This window comes from Novosphingobium sp. (genome assembly GCF_032093395.1).
Taxonomy (GTDB): domain Bacteria; phylum Pseudomonadota; class Alphaproteobacteria; order Sphingomonadales; family Sphingomonadaceae; genus Novosphingobium.
Map to the genome: position 1 here is coordinate 110,521 of NZ_DAMDBA010000003.1, position 19,831 is coordinate 130,351.

26 protein-coding genes are annotated in these 19,831 nt (G+C 65.6%); 6 read left to right on the forward strand and 20 right to left on the reverse strand.

Annotated elements, in window-relative coordinates:
- Window positions 1-15: 15 nt before the first annotated feature.
- A complete protein-coding gene (locus RT424_RS01915; protein WP_313434102.1) occupies window positions 16-1,458 on the forward strand; it encodes a protein adenylyltransferase SelO family protein in 1,443 nt (480 codons plus the stop codon).
- Window positions 1,459-1,578: 120 nt separating this feature from the next.
- The gene (locus RT424_RS01920; RefSeq protein WP_409521426.1) at window positions 1,579-2,973 is read left to right on the forward strand and encodes a succinylglutamate-semialdehyde dehydrogenase; all 1,395 of its coding nucleotides are present in this window, start codon (window positions 1,579-1,581) and stop codon (window positions 2,971-2,973) included.
- Between the two features lie 120 nt (window positions 2,974-3,093).
- Here RT424_RS01920 and RT424_RS01925 read toward each other — a convergent pair whose 3' ends face one another.
- Complete coding sequence (locus tag RT424_RS01925) at window positions 3,094-3,813, reverse strand: hypothetical protein (RefSeq protein ID WP_313434106.1); 720 nt, start codon at window positions 3,811-3,813, stop codon at window positions 3,094-3,096.
- Window positions 3,814-4,103: 290 nt separating this feature from the next.
- Window positions 4,104-4,523: a glycine zipper 2TM domain-containing protein gene (locus RT424_RS01930; protein WP_313434107.1), complete on the reverse strand. Its 420-nt coding sequence runs from the start codon at window positions 4,521-4,523 to the stop codon at window positions 4,104-4,106.
- Between the two features lie 207 nt (window positions 4,524-4,730).
- Between RT424_RS01930 and rarD the strand changes: the two genes are divergently transcribed.
- Complete coding sequence (gene rarD / locus RT424_RS01935; protein ID WP_313434108.1) at window positions 4,731-5,630, forward strand: EamA family transporter RarD; 900 nt, start codon at window positions 4,731-4,733, stop codon at window positions 5,628-5,630.
- A 4-nt stretch (window positions 5,631-5,634) separates the two neighbouring features.
- Here rarD and RT424_RS01940 read toward each other — a convergent pair whose 3' ends face one another.
- Window positions 5,635-6,267, reverse strand: a complete 633-nt coding sequence (locus RT424_RS01940) for an HPP family protein (RefSeq protein WP_313434110.1) — start codon at window positions 6,265-6,267, stop codon at window positions 5,635-5,637.
- 258 nt (window positions 6,268-6,525) lie between these two features.
- Between RT424_RS01940 and RT424_RS01945 the strand changes: the two genes are divergently transcribed.
- Window positions 6,526-6,861 carry a hypothetical protein gene (locus tag RT424_RS01945; RefSeq protein WP_313434111.1) on the forward strand — a complete coding sequence of 112 codons (336 nt, stop codon included), beginning with the start codon at window positions 6,526-6,528 and terminating at the stop codon, window positions 6,859-6,861.
- 113 nt (window positions 6,862-6,974) lie between these two features.
- On the opposite strand, the gene RT424_RS01950 is transcribed toward RT424_RS01945, so the two are convergent.
- Both RT424_RS01950 and RT424_RS01955 read right to left on the reverse strand, forming a co-directional pair.
- Window positions 6,975-7,553, reverse strand: a complete 579-nt coding sequence (locus tag RT424_RS01950; RefSeq protein WP_313434113.1) for a nitroreductase family protein — start codon at window positions 7,551-7,553, stop codon at window positions 6,975-6,977.
- A gap of 41 nt (window positions 7,554-7,594) precedes the next feature.
- A complete protein-coding gene (locus RT424_RS01955; RefSeq protein WP_313434114.1) occupies window positions 7,595-8,293 on the reverse strand; it encodes a pirin family protein in 699 nt (232 codons plus the stop codon).
- A gap of 279 nt (window positions 8,294-8,572) precedes the next feature.
- Between RT424_RS01955 and RT424_RS01960 the strand changes: the two genes are divergently transcribed.
- Window positions 8,573-9,319: a folate-binding protein gene (locus RT424_RS01960; protein ID WP_313434116.1), complete on the forward strand. Its 747-nt coding sequence runs from the start codon at window positions 8,573-8,575 to the stop codon at window positions 9,317-9,319.
- Here RT424_RS01960 and RT424_RS01965 read toward each other — a convergent pair.
- The 4 genes from RT424_RS01965 to rplU form a co-directional block, all read right to left on the reverse strand.
- A complete protein-coding gene (locus RT424_RS01965; protein WP_313434118.1) occupies window positions 9,310-9,864 on the reverse strand; it encodes a GNAT family N-acetyltransferase in 555 nt (184 codons plus the stop codon). The two genes, RT424_RS01960 and RT424_RS01965, sit on opposite strands and share 10 nt — an antisense overlap.
- Before the next feature lie 237 nt (window positions 9,865-10,101).
- Window positions 10,102-10,689 carry a GNAT family N-acetyltransferase gene (locus tag RT424_RS01970; protein WP_313434119.1) on the reverse strand — a complete coding sequence of 196 codons (588 nt, stop codon included), beginning with the start codon at window positions 10,687-10,689 and terminating at the stop codon, window positions 10,102-10,104.
- A gap of 261 nt (window positions 10,690-10,950) precedes the next feature.
- Entirely contained in the window at window positions 10,951-11,220 is a 270-nt protein-coding gene (gene rpmA / locus RT424_RS01975) for a 50S ribosomal protein L27 (RefSeq protein WP_313434120.1), read from the reverse strand.
- A gap of 24 nt (window positions 11,221-11,244) precedes the next feature.
- On the reverse strand, window positions 11,245-11,541 hold the full coding sequence (gene rplU, locus RT424_RS01980; RefSeq protein WP_021233963.1) for a 50S ribosomal protein L21: 297 nt from the start codon (window positions 11,539-11,541) through the stop codon (window positions 11,245-11,247).
- Between the two features lie 270 nt (window positions 11,542-11,811).
- Between rplU and RT424_RS01985 the strand changes: the two genes are divergently transcribed.
- Complete coding sequence (locus tag RT424_RS01985; protein WP_313434122.1) at window positions 11,812-12,336, forward strand: hypothetical protein; 525 nt, start codon at window positions 11,812-11,814, stop codon at window positions 12,334-12,336.
- A 347-nt stretch (window positions 12,337-12,683) separates the two neighbouring features.
- On the opposite strand, the gene RT424_RS01990 is transcribed toward RT424_RS01985, so the two are convergent.
- The 11 genes from RT424_RS01990 to RT424_RS02040 form a co-directional block, all read right to left on the reverse strand.
- Window positions 12,684-13,130, reverse strand: a complete 447-nt coding sequence (locus RT424_RS01990; protein WP_313434124.1) for a molybdenum cofactor biosynthesis protein MoaE — start codon at window positions 13,128-13,130, stop codon at window positions 12,684-12,686.
- Between the two features lies 1 nt (window position 13,131).
- Window positions 13,132-13,368, reverse strand: a complete 237-nt coding sequence (locus RT424_RS01995) for a MoaD/ThiS family protein (protein ID WP_313434126.1) — start codon at window positions 13,366-13,368, stop codon at window positions 13,132-13,134.
- A gap of 4 nt (window positions 13,369-13,372) precedes the next feature.
- Entirely contained in the window at window positions 13,373-14,377 is a 1,005-nt protein-coding gene (gene moaA, locus RT424_RS02000; RefSeq protein ID WP_313434127.1) for a GTP 3',8-cyclase MoaA, read from the reverse strand.
- Window positions 14,374-14,712: a Rossmann fold domain-containing protein gene (locus RT424_RS02005; RefSeq protein ID WP_313434128.1), complete on the reverse strand. Its 339-nt coding sequence runs from the start codon at window positions 14,710-14,712 to the stop codon at window positions 14,374-14,376. Before RT424_RS02005 ends, moaA begins: the two co-directional genes overlap by 4 nt.
- A gap of 3 nt (window positions 14,713-14,715) precedes the next feature.
- The gene (locus RT424_RS02010; RefSeq protein WP_313434129.1) at window positions 14,716-15,087 is read right to left on the reverse strand and encodes a dihydroneopterin aldolase; all 372 of its coding nucleotides are present in this window, start codon (window positions 15,085-15,087) and stop codon (window positions 14,716-14,718) included.
- 10 nt (window positions 15,088-15,097) lie between these two features.
- Entirely contained in the window at window positions 15,098-15,985 is an 888-nt protein-coding gene (locus tag RT424_RS02015) for a class I SAM-dependent methyltransferase (protein ID WP_313434130.1), read from the reverse strand.
- A complete protein-coding gene (thrC, locus tag RT424_RS02020; RefSeq protein ID WP_313434131.1) occupies window positions 15,985-17,385 on the reverse strand; it encodes a threonine synthase in 1,401 nt (466 codons plus the stop codon). The genes RT424_RS02015 and thrC overlap by 1 nt, the downstream gene beginning before the upstream one ends.
- A gap of 101 nt (window positions 17,386-17,486) precedes the next feature.
- Window positions 17,487-18,053 carry an SURF1 family protein gene (locus RT424_RS02025; protein WP_313434133.1) on the reverse strand — a complete coding sequence of 189 codons (567 nt, stop codon included), beginning with the start codon at window positions 18,051-18,053 and terminating at the stop codon, window positions 17,487-17,489.
- A 122-nt stretch (window positions 18,054-18,175) separates the two neighbouring features.
- Complete coding sequence (locus RT424_RS02030; protein WP_313434135.1) at window positions 18,176-18,997, reverse strand: cytochrome c oxidase subunit 3; 822 nt, start codon at window positions 18,995-18,997, stop codon at window positions 18,176-18,178.
- An 88-nt stretch (window positions 18,998-19,085) separates the two neighbouring features.
- The gene (locus tag RT424_RS02035) at window positions 19,086-19,691 is read right to left on the reverse strand and encodes a cytochrome c oxidase assembly protein (RefSeq protein WP_313434136.1); all 606 of its coding nucleotides are present in this window, start codon (window positions 19,689-19,691) and stop codon (window positions 19,086-19,088) included.
- A complete protein-coding gene (locus tag RT424_RS02040; protein WP_313434138.1) occupies window positions 19,691-19,822 on the reverse strand; it encodes a hypothetical protein in 132 nt (43 codons plus the stop codon). The genes RT424_RS02035 and RT424_RS02040 overlap by 1 nt, the downstream gene beginning before the upstream one ends.
- Window positions 19,823-19,831: the final 9 nt, after the last annotated feature.

Consider the following 19,831-nt stretch of genomic DNA (forward strand, 5'->3'; position numbering starts at 1 on the left):
CGCCACTATCGCCTGATGCGAAGCGAACCGCAAGCAAGTGCCTACCGCCCTGCCCCCCGTATCGAGGCGATCGCCGACTGGATCGCCAGTCCGGTGTCTCCAGCCGATTTTCCGCAGCATATCCTGCGCTTCCGCAACGACCGCTGGGCGGCGACGATCGGCTTGGACGAGCTGAACGACGAGAGCTGGATCACCCATTTCGGACGCTTCGAGGCGCTGCCCGACAATCTGCCCCGGCCACTCGCCCTGCGCTATCACGGGCACCAGTTTCGCAACTACAACCCCAATATCGGCGACGGTCGCGGCTTCCTCCATGCCCAGATGCTGGATGGCGAGGGCCGCGTGCTCGATCTCGGCACCAAGGGTTCCGGCCAGACGCCCTACAGCCGTGACGGCGACGGCAGGCTGACTCTGAAAGGCGCGGTGCGCGAGATTCTCGCCACCGAGATGCTGGAAGCGCTCGGCGTCTATACCAGCAAGACTTTCTCGGTGATCGAGACGGGCGAGGAACTCTGGCGCGGCGACGAGCCTTCGCCAACCCGCTCGGCTGCGATGGTGCGCCTCAGCCACGGCCATATCCGCATCGGCACTTTCCAACGCCTGCTCGCGCTGGAGGAGCGCGATCACATGCAGGCGCTCGTAGCCTATTGCCTTGAAACCTTTCCCGGCAACCTGCCGCCCGAAGACGCGCCGGGGCGTGACGAACCCGCCGTAATCCTGCTCCACCAGGTGGTCGAGCGCATGGCCGATCTGGCGGCGAGCTGGATGGTCGCCGGATTCGTCCACGGCGTGCTCAATACCGACAATATGAACATCTCGGGCGAGAGCTTCGACTACGGACCATGGCGCTGGCTGCCGCACTGGGATCCGCGCTTTACCGCCGCCTATTTCGACCATTCCGGCCTCTATGCCTTCGGGCGCCAGCCGGAAGCGGTGCTGTGGAACTGCGGCCAGCTGGCCATCGCCCTCAGCACCTTGACGACCACCGAGCCGCTGGTGGCCGCGCTCGACCGGTTCGCACCGCTCTACCAGCAGGCGATGAGCCGCCGTTTCGCCTGGCGCCTGGGCGTGACGTCGCAAGGGCTGGAGCGGGACAATGCACTGATCCAGGCGGCCGAGCAGGCCATGCTCGCCGGCGGCGAAGCCCCGGAGCGGTTCTTCTTCCGCCATCGCGGCGGGCGAAATGCCGGGGACGGGCGATTCGGCGAACTGCTCTCCGCTTACGACCCCGCTGCGGAAACCACCGATCCGTTCTGGCGACAGGACGCGCCGCCAAGCACCCTGATCGATGAGGTAGAGCGCATCTGGGGCGCAATCGACCAGCATGACGACTGGTCCGCGCTCCATGCCCGCATCGCGGAAATCCGCGAGCTTGGGCGACAGCTCGGGCCTGCTCCCGTGCCCGCCGGTCATGTCTCGAACTGGGACACGGATTTGGACACGTTAGCATCCCGGTAGGAATACCTGTGCGAAGCGGGACTCCCTGCAAGTCACCAAGCGGACGGACGAACGATCTTCATGGCCGCCACAGCCAGCGCATACGATAGCACCCGGCCCATATCCGATTCGGCATCCGATATGGTCTCATACGAGCCGGCCACGGGCGGCGAGATCTGGCGCGGCAGGGCTTGCGACGTGGACGAGGCGGTAAGCCGCGCCCGCCGAGCCTGGCCTACCTGGGCCGCGCAGCCGCTCGCGACCCGCATCGAACTGCTGCGCCGCTTCGCCAACGAAGTGCGCAAGGATGCCGACAAGATCGCCACGATGATCGCCCGCGAAGTGGGCAAACCCTTGTGGGAAGCCCGCGCCGAAGTCGAAAGCGTCGTCGCCAAAGTGGAGCTGTCCATCCGCGCCTATGCAGAGCGGACCAGCCAGCGGAAGCTCGATTCGGCGCTTCAGGGCACGATGGCCGTGCGCCACAAGCCCCACGGCGTGCTCGTCGTGCTCGGGCCTTACAACCTGCCGGCACACCTGCCGAACGCCCATATCGTGCCGGCTCTCCTCGCGGGCAACGCCGTGATCTTCAAACCGAGCGAGAAGGCCCCCGCTACCGGCGAGATGCTGGCGCGCTGCTTTCACCGGGCGGGCATCTCCGCTGCGGTCATGCAGTTCGCACCGGGCGGACCGCTGGAAGGGCAGGCTTTCGTGGCGCATGACGGCATCGACGGCGTGCTGTTCACCGGTTCGGCCAGCACCGGCATCTCGATCAACCGCCGTCTCGCCGCCCGGCCCGACAAACTGGTGGCGCTGGAGATGGGCGGCAACAATCCCATCGTCCTGTGGGACACCCCCAAGCTGACCGACGCGGCCGCGCTGATCGTCCAGTCCGCCTTCGCCTCGGCTGGGCAGCGCTGCACCGCAGCGCGACGGCTGATCGTGAAGAGCACCCTCTACGACGAAGCCGTTTCGCAGGTTAAGGCGCTGGCGGATCGCCTGATCGTAGGCGCGCCGTTCGACGAACCCGCCCCGTTCATGGGCCCGGTGATCGATGGCATGGCGGCCGACGGGCTGACCGAAAGCTTCCTCTACCTGCTGAGCAACGGCGGCCGCGCCATCAAGCACTTGGTGCGCAAGGACGATTTGCTGCCCTTCCTCAGCCCGGCGATCATCGACACCACGGCCATGGCCGACCGTCCGGACGTGGAGCTTTTCGGGCCCATCCTCCAGGTGATCCGCGTCGACGATTTCGACGAGGCCATCGCAGAGGCCAACAATACGCGCTTCGGCCTGGCCGCCTCGCTGGTCGGCGGCTCGCCGCAGGACTACAACCGCTTCTGGGCCAATACCCGCGCCGGGATCGTCAACTGGAACCGCGCGACCACCGGCCCCAGCCATGGCGCGCCGATGGGTGGCATCGGGCTCTCCGGGAATCATCACCCTTCCGGCTACTACGCCGCGGATTACTGCGCCTACCCGGTCGCTTCCGGCGAATTGGAGCAGCCCCGCGCCGCGATCGGAGTGGGTTTGAGGTAAGGCTTAGAATGTCGTCGTCCCGGACTTGATCCGGGACCGCTGGCAGTTCTTTAGGCGCATTCCTGCGAGCGAGGCGCGGCTCGGCCAGCGGTCCCGGATCAAGTCCGGGACGACGCGCCATCACCCGCCGCTTGTCATCAGATCCACCTCGGTCACGCCGCTGGCCAGCTTGCGGGCATAGACCACATAAGCTCGCCCGGCCTTGCTTCCGCCGACCACGTGATCGCCGCCATCGATGCGATATTCGGCTCCGTAGCCGCCGCGCCGTGCTGCCGAGTAATAGAAACCGGCGACATCCTCCGGCGACACCGCGGTGCCGAAATTGACGACGCGCAGCGAGCAGCCCTCGGCATCGGTGCCTGCCGCTTCATGAACGGCGGCGCGGGGATAGACGGGAACGGCGGCCGGAAGCTTCGCGGCCCAGCCTTCCGAGAATGCCGCCTTCGCCGCGCAATCGGTCTTGGCGGCACGCGACTGCTCCGAAGTTCGCGCGGCGAGCGCCACCGCCTCCGCAAGGGCGGAAGCACCGCCCTTCCGGGCGGCCGGGAGGGACAGAAGCTCGCCGCCGACCGCATCGGCAGCAGACTTGCGGGCCACCGCGATGGCTTGCGGCGTTCGCGAGGCAGCCGGCAGGGTTATCGGACCTTCGGTCGTTGCCCCCGCCGCCTGGCCTGCGACCTTTTCCGGATCGACCACGATGCGATCGCCCAGCGCCTCGGTGAGTGCGGGATCGGTAGCACCCTCTTGCGGCTTCTTTTCCGCACTGCACCCGGCCAAAGTCAGGGCCAGGATCGGTATCGGGATCAGGAAATAGCGTCCAGCCGCGTTCGAAGCCGACATCGTTGCATCCTCGTATCGCCGGTGCAGACCTCTTCAAGATCGGCACCGCCCATCAGACCATGCAACGAACGTTCCCGCTAAGCGGCGGAATTTCAAGGGCTAGACGGAAGCTAAAGAGGCGCGCGTCCCATTACGGGATGACATGCAGGACGCAGTCGAGGGCGCCCGCAGCACAAGCCGCGAACGCCCTCTCCCACCCGTCCCCCAGGGAATTTCGTCCAAGGGAAGACCGGGAGGTCTCCCTCGCAAGTCGCCGTCCTTGCGAGGAAGCCAGTCTTTATTCGTAAGACTTAGCGGCAGCGCGATCCGCCGCGATCCACTTCGCGGCCGAGCAGGGCGCCGGCGGCTGCGCCGAGGACCGTGCCGGTGGTACGCTCGCCGCGGGTGTCGATGGCGCGGCCCGCCAGGGCACCTGCCGCACCGCCCAGCAGCAGGCCGGTGGTTCCGCTGCCACGGCGGCAGTCGTAGCCGCGGTCGCCGCGGTAGCCCCGATCACCGCGATAGTAGCGGTCGCGGTTGCCGTAGCCACGGCGGCGGTCTTCGCGCGAATAACGCTCGCGCCAGTGGCCGTTGTCCTGTTCGCCGGGCGCTTCGAAAGTGCTCTGCGAGTAAGCGATCGGCGCGACGCTGACGGCGGCCGAAGCGGGAAGAGCGGTTGCCAGGCTGGCGGTTGCGGCAGCGAGGGCGGTTGCCTTGAAAAATGCGTTCATCTCAAATCTCCTCGTCATTGCCGGGGAGGGGGCCATCTGAGGCTCGATCCGCGGTACGCATTCAGCTTTAGGGCAGCTAACCTGAACGGGTCGCAACGCGGCTGTCAGAATTCCGGATATCGACGAGCCGAAGCCCTTGTTGCGACGAACTGCTTGCCGAACCGGCGTTTCGCCACCTATCGGGGCGGATCAGTTGCGAGATCGACCATGAAGCACCAGTCCCCTCCCCGCTCCGGCGGCCTTGCCCAGGCATTCGGCGCCTACTTCATCTGGTGCCTTTTCCCGCTCTATTTCGCGGCGCTGCGGGCGGTTTCCCCGTTCGAGGTGGTGGCGTGGCGGCTGCTGTTCACTCTGCCGTTCTGCCTGATCATGGTCGCCGTATTGCGCCAGGGCGCGCAGCTTCGGACTGCCTTGGGCAATCCGCGACTCCTGGCGGCGCTGGCACTAAGCGGCGTGCTGATCGGCACGAACTGGCTGGTCTATGTCATTGCCGTGATGGAAGGCCACGTGCTGGCAGCCAGCCTGGGCTACTACATCAACCCGCTGGTCAATGTGCTGGCCGGCACGATCTTCCTGCGCGAACGGCTTACGCGCCTGCAATGGATCGCAGTGGCCCTGGCTGCGATCGGCGTGGCCATGCTGGCCTGGGGCGCGATCGATACCTTGTGGATCAGCATGGGCCTGGCCCTGAGCTTCGCCGGCTACGGTCTGGTGCGCAAACTGGCGCCGGTCGAATCGCTTCCGGGCCTGACCGTGGAGACGCTCGTCCTGCTGATCCCCGCGCTGGGGCTGCTGGGCTGGCAGGGATCGAGCGCGGCCGGGCTCGCCATGGGCGATTCGCTTTCCACCAGCCTGTTGCTGGCCTGCGCGGGCATCGTCACCGGCATTCCGCTGCTGCTCTTCGCCGGTGCGGCGCGCAAGCTGGACTTCTCCCTGCTGGGCTTCATCCAGTTCGTCACGCCTACCGGGGTGTTCCTGATGGGGCTCTTCGTGTTCGGGGAGCCGCTCAAGCCGGTGCAGGTGGTCTGCTTCCTGTTCATCTGGACGGCCATCGCGGTGTTCTGCTGGGATCTGCTCTCTCGCAAACGCAAACCCGCGACGAACTGACGGCTCAGGCCTTCCGGCCTCGCTTCAGCAGGGCCTGCACGAAGGCATCGAGATCGTCCACATCGACGTCCAGCACTTCGTCCCATTCGGCCAGCAGTGTTTCGATATCCTCGCGAGAGTAGGGATCCGGGGTCTTGTGCTGCACTTTCGGCGCATGGTGAGGCCAAGGGTGCCCGGTGAGGTTGTTGTAGAGCCAGCCGACCTGGAACAGGAAGATCAGATTTAGCGCCAGCGGCACGAGGTAGCCGATGCCCCAGTGCTGCTCGCCCGTGGCGCCCAGCGCATAGAGCAGCGCGCAGGCCCCTCCGGGCGGATGCAGGCTGCGGGTGAGCGACATGGCGGCGATCGCCAGCCCCACTCCGGTGGAGGCCGCCAGCCAGGGGTTGCCCAGCAGATGCCCCATCGACAGGCCGACGATGGCCGAGATCATGTTGCCGCCGATCACCGACCAGGGCTGTGCCAGCGGACTAGCGGGAACGCAGAACACCAGCACGGCGGACGCGCCCAGCGGCGCCACCAGGAACGGGAGCGTCGATAGCCCCCCCATCTCCACGCCCTTCATTTCGAGTAACATCGTCACGCCGCCTGCCAGCGCGATACCCAGCAGGCCCCCGAAAGCGCCGCGAATCCAGCCCAAGTGCCCCGTTGCGCCAAAGCCCGCAGCGAGAGCGCCTCCTCGTTTCCTCAACCATCCAGCCGCCACCGGCCCCGACCTCCTCGAACATGATCCACGAACGGGGCGCCTATGGACGAGTCTGCCGAAGATGACGAGCCGAGTCGTGCTTGGCCCGCCGATAGCCGAATTGTAATCGGTTGCGCGGCAAGCCGGTGCTGCGTTTGCCGCAAATCGGCCACGATCGGATGTTTGCCTGCGCGCTTCCGATGGAGCCCGCTCATGCCCGCAACCGACGCCGAACCGCCCTTCGCTTCCGAACAGACCTTGAGCGCGTTCGACCTCAGGCAGATGCGCAGCCCGCCGGGCGTGGACTTCAGTGTCGTCCGCCCTCGCTGCACAGGTGGCGGTCCCGGCGAAATCGTCGTCTGCGCCCCCGATCCAGACAAGGAACGGGTACGCCCGCTTCCGCATGAATACGAGATGCCCAGCGCCGTACCCCGCCTTGAAATGAAGCTGGACGAGAACACCACCGCAGACGTGCAACTGCAATCGCAGGCCTTCCCCAACGGCACGGTCAGCAACCGGCTGATGGTGGGCGTGAAGCGCAAGTTCTGAAATGAAAAAGCCCGGTCCGCCCAAGGGAGAAGGCGGACCGGGCCATGAGACGTTCCGGCGACAGGGAGGGGGAAGGGGCCGGAACGCCCGATTTCGTCAGACGCCCGATTTGGTCACACGAACGTGCCCGCCTTGGCGATTTCGGCCACCGGCTTGCGGTTGGAGGCGACCTCGCGCTCCTGCAGGAACTCGGGAAGCTGGCTCTTGTCGCCCATGCGGCCGATGGCGAAGGCGGCTTCGAGGCGATGGTCGGCGGGGATGCCGAGGGCCTTTTCGGCCTCGCCGAACTTCAGACCGGTCATGCCGTGGGTGTGGTAACCAAGGGCCTGCGCCTGGAGCGCGGCCAGAGCCCATGCCGCGCCGGCATCGAAGCTATGGCTGTGATTGTCCGAATTGCCCTTTTCCGAGCGCATCTGGCTATCGGAAACGACGTAGACGATCGCCGAAGCGTCCTTGGCCCAGCTCTGGTTGAACTCGATCAGCTGCGAGAGCAGCAGGTCCCAGTTGGCATCGCCCTTCTTCGCGTAGAGGAAGGTCCAAGGCTGCACGTTGTAAGCCGAAGGCGCCCAGCCGGCGGCCTCGAAGATCACGTCGAGGTCTTCCTGCGGAATCTCGGTGCCGTCGAAAGCGCGTGGCGACCAGCGATTGACGATCAGCTTTTCGACCTTGGGATGGGCAGTACGTCCGGTCATGTCGATTTCCTTGGATGATGAGATGTCGGGAGAGAGAAATTTCAGGCCGCGTCCACCAGGACGAGTTCGGCGTCCTCGATGGCGGTAACGGTAATGGTGTCGAGCCCGGTGATCGCCACGCCGTCGCGCGGCTGCGCTTCGGCGTCACCCACGCGGATGCGGCCCTTCGCGGAAACCAGATAGAGGTGACGCCCCCGGTCGGTTTCGTAAGCAACCGTATCGCCCGCCTTGACCGTGGCGCCCAGCACGCGGGCGTCGGCGCGGATCGGCAGGGCGTCCTCGTCACCGGCCATGCCGCTGGCCAGAGTCACGAAGCGACCGGCGCGATCGTCCCTGGGGAACGGCCGGGCGCCCCAGCCCGGAGCCTCGCCGCGATGATCGGGCAGGATCCAGATCTGGAACAGCGTGGTGGCTTCGTCCTCCAGGTTGAACTCGGAATGGACGATGCCGGTGCCCGCGCTCATCACCTGCACGTCGCCCGCACCGGTTCGGCCCTTGTTGCCGAGGCTGTCCTGGTGGGTGATCGCACCGCTGCGGACGTAAGTGATGATCTCCATGTCGCGATGCGGATGCGACGGAAAGCCCGAGCGCGGGCCGATGGTGTCGTCGTTCCACACCCGCAGCCGCCCCCAGTTGGTGCGGGCCGGATCGTGATAGTCGGCGAAGGAGAAATGATGATGGGCATCGAGCCAGCCATGGTCGGCGGCTCCGAGGCTGTCAAAGGGACGGACTTCGATCATGTGGCCCTCCTTGGCCCTTCGCACACAGTGCGGCTAACTTAATTGTGCCGCACATGGTGCGGCTTGCTTGCCTCTCCTCTAACCCTTGCAAGGCCTCCGGATAATTGGGATAAAATAGATCGAAATGTTCAACTAAGCTGAAAGGCTACCCTGGCCGGCCCCGCCGCCGTCCGGGTACTGGACGAAATACGCGATCGCCTGACCCGCTGTACCTGATGGGCGGACGCGCTTGCCAATCGGGCACTTGCGCAGGCCCCGGCGCTGCCCCACTTATCGGCCATGACTGCAAGCCGCCTGTTCGACCGCGCCGTTATCCGGCTTTCCCCCCGCCCTGATTCGAACGAAGACGTCGCCGCGTTCCTGCAAGGCCTCGTCACCGCCGACGTGCAGGGCGTGCTGCCCGCCTGGGCCGCGCTGCTTTCCCCGCAGGGCAAGGCGCTGTTCGACTTCATCGTCTGGCCGGGCGGCAAGACTATCCTGATAGACTGCGAGGCCGATGCCGCCGATGCCTTGATCAAGCGTCTGTCGATGTACCGCCTTCGCCGCGCCATCGACATCGCGCGCGACACTTCGCTGGCGGTGCATTGGCGGCCCCACACCGGCGACGGTGCCGCACCGGACCCTCGCCATCATGGTCTGGGCGAACGCTGGATCGCGCCGATCGATTCCACCGATCCCTCGGAAGCCAAAGGCGCGGACGCGGCGTGGCGGGCCCATCGCCTGGCCATGGGCGTTCCCGAAGGCCGCGCGGAGCTGGGCGATGGCGAGACGCTCTGGCTGGAGTGCAATGCGGTCGAGCTGAACGGCGTCAGCTTCACCAAGGGCTGCTACGTCGGGCAGGAAAACACCGCGCGCATGAACTGGCGGCAGAAGGTCAACCGCCGCCTGATCGTGGTGCCGCTGGCCCGTTCGGACGAGAAGCGGCAGCGCGCGGCCTATCCCGAACTCGGCTTCGCCATCGACCATCTGCGCGTGGACGACATCGATCCGACGCTCGCGCCCAAATGGCTCGACCTTCAGGCCTGAAGCGACAAGTCCCGCGCCGCATACTGGAACGGCATCGCTTCTAGATTGGCGACATAGATCCGCGCCCGCACCGGCATACCGCGCCCTTGGCTGAAACGCTCGCGCTCGGTGCCGCTGTCGGCAAAACCGGTTTCCTCCAGCACGTTGCGGGTGGCCGGATTGTCGGCGAAGTGGCTTGCAACCACGCGCCGATGCCCCAGCGTTCGCGCCTGCGCCAGAACCGCCCGCACCGCCTCGCGGGCGAAGCCCCGCCCGCGATGCGACGGCGCGATCCAGTAGCCCAGTTCCACGTCGTCCTCGATTCGGCCAAGGCCGATGCCGCCCACCAGCTTGGGGCCACCGGGGGTCCGCAGGTACATGAAGAAGTGGGGCAGGCGCGGATCGCGTGGTCTGGTCAGATAATCGCGCATAGCATGGGTGGAACGCGGCAGTTCGCCCACGCCCAGGTTACGCTGTACCGCCTCGTCGGAAATCGCGTCGACAAGCTCATCGACATCTTCCGGCCAGCCGGGCCTCAAAAACAGTCTCTCCGTGCGGACGAACATCGGCCAGTTCTCCGTTTTTATTATTTCCGCGCCCCATACTATGCACAAAGCCAGTTGCTTTGCACGAGTTTTGCTACGGTAGTTTGGGGCGGCAGGTTTTGGTGCGGCAAGGCCACGTTCGAGGCGGCCAAGCACGACTCTTCCAGCAAGCCCCGCTCACGGACGAAAATCGCTCGTTTTCAAGGGAAACGCCGCATCACCCCTGTCCGCCGAACCGGGACGGACAGGGATGTGAAATCAGGCCGCGCGTCGGGAGGCGAGGTTCTGCGTGCCGCCGAGACGGGTCTTGGGAAAATCGTCGTCGCAATTGACCGGCGAATCGAGGTCCACCGCATATTCATGCGACAGACAACTTGCGCCACGGCCTTCGCTGAACCGCTCGGCTACCACGCCGGTCGGACGGAAGCCGCTCTTCTCCAGGACGCGACCCGAAGCCGGGTTGTCGACGAAATGGCTGGCGACGATCCGCTTGTGACCGATCGCGCGCGCCAGTGAGAGAACCGCGCGCACGGCTTCGCTGGCGAAACCCTGCCCCCACTGGTCGCGGGCGATCCAATAGCCGAGGTTCGTCTGGCCTTCGAGAACCGACAGGCCGATGCAGCCGATGATCCGCGTCCCATGCGCGCCGGGCTGGGTGATGAGGAAGCGCGGCAGCATCATGTCCTGCGGCGCATCGAGGAAGCGCCGGGCATCTTCGCCGGTATAGGGCCAGGGCGCGCGCGTCAGGTTGCGCACGACGCTTTCGTCGGCGATCAGACCCAGGAGTTCATCCTGGTCCTCGGGCCAGCCGGGCCGCAGAAACAGCCGTTCGCTGCGAACGAACATAGAGTATCTCCACTCATCCGCCCCGCGCTTCCATACGATTTGCGCGTGACATTGCGATTACGCACAACGTCCGAAGAGCCTGAAATATCCCCGCAAATTCGTAACGAATTGTACGGGTTAGTCGCTCGTCGAGACGGTTGCGCCATGCGGGAGGGAGACACGAAAAGAGGGAGACGGGCTGGCCCCTCTCCCTCGTTCAGCCGACCTCAGAAAGATCGGCGGGGCCATCCCGTCAGGATGGCCCTTTTATCGACCATCCGATTATTCGGCGGCTTCTGCCATGGCATCTACCGACACGTACTTACGGCCGAGTTTGCCATCGTGGAAACGCACGCGACCTTCGGCAAGCGCGAACAAGGTGTGATCCTTGCCGATGCCGACGTTCACGCCCGGATACACGCGGGTGCCGCGCTGACGGATGATGATGTTGCCGCCGATCACTTCCTGACCGCCGAACTTCTTGACGCCAAGGCGGCGGCCCGCAGAGTCGCGACCATTGCGCGACGAACCGCCTGCTTTCTTATGTGCCATTGCTCAGTCCTTCCGATCTTTGGCTCAGGCGACGGACACGATGCGCAGCAGAGTCATCTGCTGGCGGTGGCCGTTCTTGCGACGATAGTTGTGGCGGCGGCGCTTCTTGAACACCACGACCTTTTCGCTCTTGGCCTGTGCGATGATCTCGGCCGAAACCGTGATCTTCGAGGCGTCGGCGACTTCGCCTTCGTTGCCGGCGAGCAGAACGTCGCCCAGCGTGATGGTCTCACCGGCTTCACCAGCCAGCTTTTCAACCGCGATCTTGTCTCCGGCGGCAACCCGGTATTGCTTGCCGCCCGTGCGCACAACTGCGAACATGGTGCCCTTACCTAATATCAATGAGCCCTAAACAGGCCGAAACAACTCTGCCCCGGCCGCTCTGGTCCAGGAAGGAACCGTGGAGCCTTGCGGGCGACGCGCCGGCATTCCCGTTTTCACGGGGTACCGGAAAGAAGGGTGCCGTTAGTCCAGCGGCCGATTCGTGTCAACCAAGGAGTGACGCGGTTCTGCCACGAAACCCATTTATGAACGTTCCGGCTTCGGCCGATTGACGCTCGCGATTGGACGGCGACGTGCTATGGCACAGGCATGATCCGCGCAAAAGCCCGTTTCCTCACGCTGCTCCTGCCCGTCGGCCTCGCGGCCTGCTCCACGGCCGGAAGCTACCCCTCCCTCGCCTATCGCGACGTCGAGCGCAGTGCGATGCCCGCCGCGGCAGAACCGCAGCCCGCTCCGGTGCCGATGCCGCCGCCGACCGCCGACCTTTCCACCCGAATCGATGGCCTGGTGGCGGTAGCGCGCGATGCGGACAAGCAGTTCGCCGGGAAACGGCCCGCAGCGGAGCGCGCCGTCTCCACTGCGGCCGGTGCATCGCGGACGAGCGATTCGTGGATTTCCGCGCAAGTGGCCGTGGCCGCGCTCCAGGCCAGCCGCGACAGGGCCGTGGCGGCGCTGGCCGACCTCGATTCGCTCTATGCCGATGCCCGTCAGTCCGAACCGGTGGAAGAATCGCCCAGCGCGCTCGCCATCGATACCGCGCGCAGCCAGGTGCAGGGGCTGGTCAGTACGCAGAACGACGTCGTCACCGCGCTGGATGCCCGCCTGAAGTCCTGATGAGAAAAACCCCTCCCCGGTCGGGGGAGGGGTTCTCCAAGCGGACGGATCGCGCCTGAAAGCCCCCCGGCCCAGGTCGTCGATCAGGAGGCGAACGCCCCGGGCGGCGAGCGACGGCGAACACCGGCCCTCATCCCACGGATCAGCACGGGAAGCACGAGGGCCTGCATGGTCTCCCCGCCTGTCACCGGCCCTCCGCTCGAAGATTCGATCCGCTTTGCGTGAAACTGCCCCGATACGCGCGGCGGGATCGCTGTCTTCTGCGCCCCCCATGAGCGGAGCCTGTGCGGGAAAGATTTGACGCCGGTCAAAAATCGCCGCCGACAGGTGGAAATTTGTTCCGGGATTCACGCCCAGCGCGCGAGATCCTCGATATCCTGGTCGCGCGGTTCGATCCAGCGCCACGCACCGGCCACTTTCTCGCGCTTCCAGAACCACGATTCGCTCTTGAGATGATCCATCGCGAAGTCGGCCGCCGCGAAGGCGTCGCGGCGGTGGCGCGCGGCGGCCGCGACGAAAACGATGGGTTCGCCCGGCAGCATCGTGCCGCTGCGGTGGATCACGATCAGTCCGTCCAGCGACCAGCGCCCCGTGATCCGCGCGGCGAGTTCGCGCATGGCCGGCCATGTCAGCGGCTCGTAATGCCGCAGTTCCAGCGCTTCCACACCCCCTCCCGCACGAACCTGCCCGAGAAAGCTGACGATGCCACCCGCCCCCGGCAGACCGGCGGTGAAGCTGCGCAGGATTTCCGCCGGATCGAACGGTTCGGCAAGAAGACGGACATCGGCGCTCATCTCAGCCGCCCGAAACGGGAGGCAGGAACGCCACTTCGTCGCCATCGCGCAAAACCGCATCGCCCTGCACCAGCGCTCCGTTCACGGCATGGCGGATGCGCGATCCTTCGAGCGCCTGGGCAAGTTCCCCTTCGAGCGACGCGACGACCGCCGCCAGCGAAGGTGCGAAAGGAACCTCCCGGCTGGCGCTGCCGGCGATATCCTCCAGCCGCCCCAGGAACACGAGTTGCAACGCCATCCCGTCAGCCGCCGGTCATGGACATGTGCCGCGAGAGCGCCGGCTGCTCGCCGCGCCGGTCGATGGCGAAATGATGGCGCTCGGGCTTGATCCGCATTGCAGTGTCGAGCGCGGCATCGAGAGCTGTGGCGGGGTTTTCGCTGCGCAGCGCGGCGCGCAGGTCCACTTGTTCGTTTCCGCCGAGGCAGGCGAAAAGCTGGCCGGTGGCGGTTACGCGCAAGCGATTGCAGCCCTCGCAGAAGTTCTGGGTGAGCGGGGTGATCAGCCCCAGCCTGCCGCCCGTCTCCGCCACGTCGAAATAGCGTGCCGGGCCGCCGGTACGGTGTGTGCTGGGGTCAAGCGTCCAGCGCCGTTCCAGGTCGGCGCGAACTTCCGAAAGCGGCAGGTAATGATCGAAGCGGTCTTCCTCCACTTCACCCAGCGGCATCACCTCGATCAGCGTGACATCGAAGCCCTGGCCATGCGCCCAGCCGACGAGTTCGGGAATCTCCGCCTGATTGAGGTCCTTCAGCGCCACCGTGTTCAGCTTCACCCGAAGCCCGGCCGCCTTTGCCGCCGCCAGGCCTTCCAGCACCTGCGGCAGCGAATCGCGTCGGGTCAGCTTGTGAAACATCGCGCGATCGAGCGTATCGAGGGAGACGTTGATGCGCCGTACCCCTGCCGCAACAAGCGCTTCGGCGAATTCGCCCAGACGCGTGCCATTGGTGGTGAGGGTCAGTTCTTCCAGGCCATCGCCCAGCTTGCGGCCCAGGGCGTGGACCAGTTCGATCATGTCGCGCCGCACCAGCGGCTCTCCACCGGTGAGGCGCAGCTTGGTCACCCCGCGGGCGATGAAGCCCAGCGACAGATCGTGAAGTTGGTCGAGCGTGAGCACGTCCTTGCGCGGCAGGAAGGTCATGCGCTCAGGCATGCAATAGGCACAGCGCAAGTCGCAGCGATCGGTCACCGACAGCCGCAGGTAGGTGATGCGGCGGCGGAACTGGTCCACGAGAGGCGAAGTGGTGCTCATTGCTGCGGGGATACTACGCTCCCCGCACCGGTTTCATCAAGGCCAAGGTACTGCCCGGTGATGCCTTCGGCCTGCGCCAGCCATTCCGCCGCCGCCACGAAGGCTTCTTCCCGCGTGCCGGCCACGGCGTTGATCCGCGCGGGAGCGTGATGGCGGGCCAGTTCCTGCACCGCCGCCAGTCGCCAGCCGCGATGGCCGTGCCCGGCGGGCGCGAACACGAGGGTCAGGTGCGCCGTCCCCGCAAGCGCGCCGCGAATCTCGGGCAGGACTTCGGCATGGAACTGCGCGGCGGCATCGAGCGGGCTTTCCGCAAGCGGTCCGACGCGCAGGATCATGGCTTATCGGCGCTGCCGGGTGAGCGTGATGCCGATCTTCTCGCCCGCCTCGGCAATGGCGAGCTTGACGATCTTCACCGTCACCGCCGTGATCCGCGTGTCCTGGAGGAACAGAGTCTCGCAGACGTGATCGGCCACGGCCTCGATCAGCTTGAAATGGACGCCCTGCGGCAGCGCTTCGCTGGCCGCGAACTTGAGGTCCATGTAGTTCTTGCTCTCGGTCAGCGGCGTATCGGGCGTGTAGCGCTCGATCGGCTTCATCGAGACCTGGATGGTGAAGCGCAGCGGCTGCGGCTTGCCGGTCTCTTCCGAGTAGATCCCGGTGAGAACGTCGTGTTCGAAATCGGCGACTTCGAGAAGGAGCGAATCGGTCATGGAGCGCGCCTTAGCCGTTATTGCGCCAGCGCGCGAAGATTGCCGTCGGCAGGAGGCGGCCTTCTGCGTCTTCGCGGACGGAAAGGTCGCCATGCTCGATCGTACCTGGCAGGTCGCGGAACAGCTCTTCCATCAGGCCGGCCAGCGCCAGCGAGGACATGCGCACGGCATAGACGGTGAGGAACAGGAACTTGCTGTCGCCGTCCAGAAGCTGGCGGCAATCGGCAAGCAGGCCGGGGAGGTTTTCCTCCAGACGCCAGGTCTCTCCCGTAGGGCCGCGGCCGAACTTCGGCGGATCGAGGATGATGCCGTCATAGCGCTTGCCGCGGCGCACTTCGCGCGCGGCAAACTTGGCGGCATCGTCGATCAGCCAGCGGACCGGGCGATCCTCCAGCCCGGCCAGTGCCGCGTTCTCGCGCGCCTGGCCGACCGATTTCTTCGAGGCATCGACATGGGTGACCGGGCCATGCGCCGAAAGCGCGAGCGTGCCGACGCCGGTATAGCCGAACAGGTTCAGCGTATTGGCGTCGTCGCGGCCCGCGAGCATCTCGCGCATCCAGTCCCACACCGGCGCCATGTCCGGGAAGAATCCGAGATGGCGGAACGGGGTACACTGAGCGGTAAAGCTGACCTCGTTCCACGCCAGCGGCCAGCCTTCGCGCGGCACCGGCTTGTCGAACAGCCACCTGCCACCGCCGTCCTCGTCCGAGCCGGGCACGAACTCACCGTGCGCGTCCCAGTTTTCGAGGCGCGGGGTCCACATCGCCTGCGGTTCGGGGCGCACGAAGCGGTAGTCGCCGTAGCGCTCCAGCTTGCGGCCGTGGCCCGAATCGACAAGGCCGTAATCGTCCCAGCCCTCTCCGGCGAGGATGACGGGTTGGGTTTCCAGGCGAGCCATCAGATCTTCGGGCTCGCGTGCTGGGCCACGAAATTGGCGATCGATTCGTAATCCCCGGTCAGCTCGACGCACTTTTCCTCGCGCTCGAACAAGTCGCCCACGCGCGCGGGCAGGCCGGAGCGCTGGCCGGTGGCACGTTCGACGGCGTCGGGGAACTTGGCCGGATGCGCGGTTGCCAGCGTGACGACCGGGATGCTCGCGTCGATACCGGCGGTGCGGGCCGCGAAAAGGCCGCAGGCGGTGTGCGGATCGATCAGTTCGCCGCAGTTCTCCCAGGCCCAGCGGATGGTCGAGGCCATTTCGTCGGCATCGGTGCGGGCGGAGGAGAACAATGCCGAAGCGCCCTCGCGCTGTGCGTTGGTGAGCTGCATCGCCTTGGTCGCCTCGAACCCGGCCATCTGCTCGGACAGTGCCTTGCCGTCGCGGCCACCCAGATCGAACAGCAGGCGTTCGAAATTCGACGAGACCTGGATATCCATCGAGGGCGCGGCGGTCGGCGTGACGGTGCCCTGCGAATAGTCGCCATCGGCCAGCGCGCGATGGAGGATGTCGTTCACATTGGTGGCGACGATCAGCTTCTCGACCGGAAGGCCCATTTGCGCCGCGACATAGCCGGCGAAAACGTCTCCGAAGTTGCCGGTCGGCACCGAGAAGGCGACCTTGCGGTGCGGCGCGCCCAGTTGGAGCCCGGCGGCGAAGTAGTAGACCACCTGCGCCATCAGGCGCGCCCAGTTGATCGAGTTCACCGCGCCGATGGCGAAGCGGTCGGTCATCGCCTTGTCGTTGAACATGCGCTTCACGGTGGCCTGCGCGTCGTCGAACGAGCCGTCGATGGCTACGTTGTGGACGTTGGGCGCCAGCACCGTGGTCATCTGGCGGCGCTGCACGTCGGACACGCGGCCCTTGGGGTGCAGCATGAAGATATCGACCTTGGCACGGCCCGCCACCGCGTCGATCGCCGCCGAGCCTGTGTCACCCGAGGTTGCGCCGACGATGGTGAGGTTACGCTCCGAACGGCCGAGAAATTCCTCGAACAGCAGGCCCAGCAGTTGCAGCGCCACGTCCTTGAACGCCAGCGTTGGGCCGTGGAACAGCTCCAGCACCCACTGCTGATCGTCCAGCTGCTTCAGCGGCGTCACCGCCTTGTGCGCGAAGCGGCCGTAGGCCTGGGTGGTCAGTTCCAGCAGGCGGTCATAGGTCAGGCTGCCCTTGACGAAGGGGAACATGATCTTCGCGGCCAGCTCTGCATAGGGCAGGCCCGCCATTGCGGCGATCTCGTCCGCCGAAAAGCGCGGCCACTCACGCGGCACGTAAAGGCCGCCGTCCGAAGCGAGTCCGGCGAGCGTTGCGCCTTCGAAATCGAGCGCCGGTGCGCTGCCGCGGGTGCTGATATAGTCCATGGAGGCGCGGTTAGCCGCAGGGGCGCGAAATGAAAAGCCTGTCGTTGGGGTTTGGCGAGAACAATTCCTAAAGCCGTGTGAAGCGAAATGGCGGGAGCAGTTCAGGACTTGCGCCGCCGTCTCACCGCCAGCCCATAGATGACAAGCGCTGTCGCGGCGAAGACAAACCACTGCACCGCATAGGCAAAGTGGTTGTTCGGGATTTCTGCGGGGTCGGGAGCGGCATTGGCATCCAGCCCGGCAAGCGGCGGCGATGCCACCAGCCTCGGACCGGGCGCGATCACGCCGCGGACTTCTCCGCCGTTCCAGCCGCCCGCCGCCATCGGCAACCGAGACCATCCGAGCACCACGAGCGCCTTGGTCCCGTCTGCCAGAGTGCAGTCGGCGGTCTGCGCCGCGCCCGATTCGCCCTTGGCATTGCGTCCGGCGATGCTCGAACGCCCGTTGACCGTGACGCAATCGAGCAGGGCGTGGCGGTAGAGCAAGCCCGCCTGACCCTTGGCGTCGCGCGGCCAATCGACTTCCTCCGCCCGCCCCCGAGCATCGGCATAGTGCGCCAGCAAGGCTTCCTTCTCATGAAGGCGGCCGATCTGCCAGAAGCCCAGGGCGATCATCGCGCCTACCGCGATCAGGACCAGCAGGGTGGCAAGGATGGGAAATCGGCGCATGGCTTTCCTTGGACGCTTCAAAAGGAAAGAGGGCAGACCGGCATGCGGCTGCCCTCTCTGGAACCTTGGCTTCTCGAACCGGGTGGTGAGCGCCCCGGTTGGTGGGCGCTCGTGCACGGCCCTCAGTGCGTGGGATAGCCCCAGCCGCCCCAGACATAGACGGCCACGAACAGGAACAGCCACACCACGTCGACGAAGTGCCAGTACCAGGCCGCGGCCTCGAAGCCGAAATGCTGGCGCGGCGTGAAGTCGCCGTTGTAGGTACGCTTCAGGCAGACGATCAGCATGATGGTGCCGACGATGACGTGGAACCCGTGGAAGCCGGTCGCCATGTAGAACGCCGAGCCGTAGGTGTTCTGGCCGAAGGGGAACGGCGCGTGGATATACTCGTAGGCCTGGATGCACGAGAACAGCACGCCCAGCAGGATCGTTGCCCAGAGGCCCTTCTTCAGCCCGTCACGGTCGCCGTGGATCAGCGAATGGTGCGCCCAGGTGACGGTGGTGCCCGAGCAGAGCAGGATCAGCGTGTTGAGCAGCGGCAGGTCGAAGGGGTCCATGACCGCCTCGATCGCCTTGGGCGGCCACTGCCCACCGACCGATTCGGCCAGGGTCGAGGGGAACAGCGAGAAATCGAAGAAAGCCCAGAACCAGCCGACGAAGAACATCACTTCCGAAGCGATGAACAGGATCATCCCATAGCGCTGGTGAAGCTGCACCACGGGCGTGTGATCGCCTGCGTGGGCTTCCTTGATGATCTTCGAGAACCACATGAACATCGCGGCGATCAGGATCGCCAGGCCCAGCCAGGGCACGAACTTGCCGCCCGCCATGTCGTGCATGAACAGCACCATGCCCGACGTGAAGGTCAAGGCACCGATCGTGGTCGCCAGCGGCGCGATGTCCGGCGGAAGAATGTGGTAATCGTGATTCTTGGTACCGGCCATGGTGCCTTCGTCCCCGTTCTCGAAACTTCGTGTTCGATTCTTCCGGTGGGGTAATACTCCCCCCGTGATTTGTTTCCCGTACGGGGACTTAACCGCCCGTTCGATCGTGGTCCAGTGTCTTTGCATCCGAGACGCTGGTGACATGGAACGTGTAGCTCAGCGTGATCTGTTCGACGTCCTTGTTGTCGGGGTCGTTCAGGATCGCCGGATCGACGTAGTAGATCACCGGCATCTTCACCGCCTCGCCGGGCTGGAGCGTCTGCTCGGTGAAGCAGAAACACTGGATCTTGTTGAAGAACCGAGCGGCCTGCTCGGGCTCGACATTGAAGCTGGCGGTTCCGGTGATCACCTTGTCGGAATCGTTTTTAGCCCAGAAAAGCGCCATGTCCCGCTCGCCGATGGTCACCGTGTCGGTGCGCTGGAGCGGCTTGAACTGCCAGTTCATGCCCCGCTCGACATTGGCGTCGAAGCGGATCGACATCGTCTTGTCGGTGACCTGCACGCCGGCCGCCTTCGCCTCGTCGGCGCGCTGGGTGGTGCCGCCGTAGCCGGTCACCTGGCAGAAGATGCGGTAGAGCGGCACCGAGGCGTAACCGAGACCCAGCATCAACAAAGCCATCGACAGGGCGATGAAACCGACCCGGCGGTTGCTCCGGCTCGAAGGGTGGGCGGAAGGGGCGACGGCCTGGACCATCAGCTCATCTTCGCGATCGAAATGAAGAACACCAGCACCACGAAGCTCGCCAGGCTGAGCGCCAGCACCCGGTTGCGGCTACGGCGAATCTCTTCCGGCGTGCGGGGATCGGGCTGCTGGACGTCGTTCATGCCGAGACT